At 67.7% G+C, this 3,630-nt stretch carries 4 protein-coding genes; 3 read left to right on the top strand and 1 reads right to left on the bottom strand.

Annotated features, from left to right (window positions below; genetic code table 11):
- Positions 1 to 158 precede the first annotated feature (158 nt).
- Positions 159 to 431 (top strand): GlsB/YeaQ/YmgE family stress response membrane protein, encoded by a 273-nt coding sequence (locus WA317_RS17650; protein WP_425174264.1) that lies wholly within the window; start codon positions 159 to 161, stop codon positions 429 to 431.
- Positions 432 to 489: 58 nt separating this feature from the next.
- Complete coding sequence (locus tag WA317_RS17655) at positions 490 to 1,488, top strand: zinc-binding alcohol dehydrogenase family protein (protein WP_425174267.1); 999 nt, start codon at positions 490 to 492, stop codon at positions 1,486 to 1,488.
- 61 nt (positions 1,489 to 1,549) lie between these two features.
- Here the strand turns inward: WA317_RS17655 and WA317_RS17660 are convergent, their stop codons facing one another.
- Complete coding sequence (locus WA317_RS17660; RefSeq protein WP_425174265.1) at positions 1,550 to 2,329, bottom strand: lysostaphin resistance A-like protein; 780 nt, start codon at positions 2,327 to 2,329, stop codon at positions 1,550 to 1,552.
- 111 nt (positions 2,330 to 2,440) lie between these two features.
- Between WA317_RS17660 and WA317_RS17665 the strand changes: the two genes are divergently transcribed.
- The coding region (locus WA317_RS17665; protein ID WP_425174266.1) for a CaiB/BaiF CoA transferase family protein at positions 2,441 to 3,630 on the top strand (1,190 nt) is incomplete at its 3' end.

Below are 3,630 nucleotides of genomic sequence, written 5' to 3' on the forward strand. Positions count from 1 at the left end.
GTGTCGACCTAGCCCGCGATTCACCCGGTGTTCGTGTTTCAGAAGTGCCGTTCAGGGGCAATTTCCGGGCGTAGCTCGTTACGCTGACGCCTACCGGGCCCGGACAGGTCTGACCTGCGACGGTCCTGCCGACAAGTCAATACTCGAAGGAGCTGGTCATGTTAACCATCCTCATATGGATCGTCCTCGGTCTCATCATCGGCGCCATCGCCCGACTCATCGTTCCTGGCCGTCAACCCATGGGCTGGATCGCGACCATCTTGCTCGGTGTCGCAGGCAGTTTCGTCGGCGGCGCGTTGGGTGCCCTCATCTTCGAACACCGCTTCGCCCTTCAGCAACCGAAAATCCACACCTTCCTCGGCTCGTTGGTCGGTGCGGTGCTACTGCTGGTGATCTACAAAGCCGTCACCTCACGCACCCGCACGCTGTAGCGGCTCGAGTCTCGAGTGCGGGCGGACCGGCGAGTTGAGCGCGCCCGCACCTGAGACGATGAGCGCCTGGCGGGTGCGCCGGCCCGGCCCGATGAGCACCGGCCCGCTCGAGCGCGTCAGCACCGAAGTACCCCGTCCAGGGCCGGCAGAACTGCTGGTCGCGGTGCGTGCCTGCGGGGTGTGCCGAACCGATCTGCACGTCACCGAGGGTGACCTTCCGGTGCACCGCGAACATGTCACGCCCGGACACGAAGTTGTCGGTGAAGTGGTCGGGGTCGATACCGCGGCCGGCGGCTTCGCGGTCGGTGACCGGGTCGGAATCGCATGGCTGCGCCACACCTGTGGGGTGTGCAAGTACTGCCGCCGCGGTGACGAGAATCTGTGCCCGAGATCCCGCTACACCGGCTGGGACGCCGACGGTGGCTACGCCGAGTTCGCCCCGGTTCCCGCGGCGTTCGCCCATCACTTGCCGGACGGATACAGCGACACCGAGTTAGCCCCGTTGCTGTGTGCCGGCATCATCGGTTACCGCTCATTGCTGCGTGCCGACTTGCCGCCGGGTGGGCGGCTGGGAATCTACGGGTTCGGCGGCAGCGCGCACATCACCGCTCAGGTCGCGCTGGCGCAAGGCGCCGAGGTGCACGTGATGACGCGCGGCGCCGCGGCCCGTGAGCTCGCGTTGGAGCTCGGCGTCGCGTCGGCCCAGGGTGCCGACGACCCGCCGCCGGCACCGCTGGACGCTGCAATCCTGTTCGCACCGGTCGGTGAGCTGGTGCTACCCGCGCTGGAGGCGCTGGACCGCGGCGGTACCTTGGCAATCGCCGGCATCCACCTCAGCGACATTCCGGTCCTCAATTACCAGCGACACCTGTTCCAGGAGCGCCAGGTCCGCTCTGTGACGTCCAACACCCGTGCCGACGCCCGCGCCTTCCTCGACTTCGCCGGGCGCCACCACATCGAAGTGACCACGCCGGAATACCCACTCGATCAAGCGGATCAGGCGCTATCAGACCTCAGCGCGGGTCGCATCGCGGGCGCGGCGGTGTTGCTGGTCTAGCGGCGATCGCGAGCGCGGCTGCAGGCCGGGCGAAGCGGGTCGCCGCCATCAGCAGAGGAATTCAGGTGGAGAGCTGCCAGACCAGAGCCGCGGCCAGGGCGCCCACCCCATTCAACGACCAGTGCAGCGCGATCGGCGCGATCAGGCTGCCGCTGCGCCGGCGCAGCCAGCTGAACACCAACCCGGCCGTCCCCGTCGCAAGGACCGCCAATGTCACGCCGGCCAGCATGCCTACCACGCCGCCGCCGAACAAGCGGGTGAAGCCGACGTTGCCGCGCGTCAAGCCGAGTGACGTGACGACATGCCAAAGACCGAACAGCAACGAGCCGGCAACGGCGACACCGCGAAATCCCCAGGCCCGGTCCAGCGCTCCGTGCAGCACACCGCGGAAGGCGAGTTCCTCCGGAATGACCGTCTGCAGCGGAATGATGATCAGCGAGGCGACCACCGCGCCGGAGACGGTGGCGTAGTGGTTGTTCATGAACATCGGCCGGGTAACCGGCAGCAGCGCACCGACGGCGATCGCCGACACCACCACGGCGATCGCGGCCAGCGCATAACCGACACCCGATCGCCAGTGCTCCCGGCCGAGCCCCAGCTCGGTCCAGCCGAGCCCGTTACACCGAAGCAGAATCAGCAGCCCCACGGCGGCAGCGGGAACCGCTGCGACATTCGCCCACGGGCTGGTGAAGTGCGCGACCAGGTTGGTCAGCGCCAGTACCACCACGGTGACGGCGACGTCGAGATAGACGCGGAAGTGGTGCAGCGCTGCGAGTTGCGCCAAGGCCGGATGCGGTTCGGGCAGCGCTAAGGGCGGCACAGTCAGCAGTTCGCAGGACATTTCCGGATAGCCTACCCGCGCGACAGCGGGGGGACAGGCAGCTCTCAGCGCGCCGGCTGAGCCGGGTCAAGGCCTGGAAGAGTCGACTTCGGACGCAACTACGCTGGCCGTGTGACGGTCGACGACGAAGCGCTACTGGCCTCGGTGCGGGTACTCGATCTCGGCATCGGCGACAGCGACATCGCCACCCGCCTGTTCGCCGACCTGGGCGCTGACGTCGTCAAGATCGAACCGCCGGGAGGAAGCCCGTCGCGCAGTGCATTGCCCGAGCTGGCGGGCGTAAGCCTGCCTTTTGCGCTGCACAACGCGAACAAGCACAGCGCGGTGCTCGATCCTGGTGACGACGAAGACCGTCGGTGCTTCATTGAACTCGCCGGCAGCGCCGACATCGTTGTGGACAGCGGAAACCCCGGGCAGTTGGCTGCTTTCGGGATCTCAGGCGCCGAGTTGGCCGACCGGTACGAACACCTGATCGTGCTGTCGTCATCCGACTTCGGCTCGACCGGTCCGCGGTCGCGGTGGAAGGCGACCGATCCGGTGCTCTACGCGATGTCGGGTGCGCTGTCCCGCTCGGGCCCCACCAACGGGACGCCGGTGCTACCGCCGGACGGCATCGCGTCGGCCACCGCGGCGGTGCAAGCGGTTTGGGCCACGCTCGTCGCCTACTACAACCGGCTTCGTTGCGGCGCAGGCGATTACATCGACTTCTCCCGCTTCGACGCAGTGGTCACGGCGCTCGATCCGGTGTTCGGGTCTCACGGGCAGGCCGCTGCGGCCGTCCGCAGCTCCAAACGGTGGCGGGGTCGTCCGGTCAACCAGGACGCGTACCCGTTCTGTCCCTGCGCCGACGGCTTTGTTCGGCTTTGCGTCATGTCGCCACGGCAGTGGCATGGGTTTCGCGCATGGCTCGGTGAGCCCGCGGAATTTCAGGCCCCCGACTTCGACGTGATTGCCACCCGATTCGCCGCCTGGCCGAAGATCAGTGTGCTCGTCCGGGCGTTGTTCGCCGACAAGACCAGAGCGGAGCTGGTGTCCGCCGGGCAGGCGCACGGCGTGCCGATCGCCGCTGTGCTGTCACCGTCAGAGACGCTGTCGTCCGATCATTTCCGGGCGACAGGCGCCATCATCGACGCCGAGCTGGCGCCGGATGTGGCGATACGGGTACCGGTCGGCTACTTCCGCGTCAACGGCAGGCACGCCGGGTTCCGCACGCCCGCGCCGGCGGTTGGAGACGACCCACCGAACTGGCAGACAGGTCCGGCAGTTTCTCCTGCACCGTCGAGCAGCGTGGGCGGCTACCC

This window comes from Mycobacterium sp., assembly GCF_049802695.1.
Taxonomy (GTDB): domain Bacteria; phylum Actinomycetota; class Actinomycetes; order Mycobacteriales; family Mycobacteriaceae; genus Mycobacterium.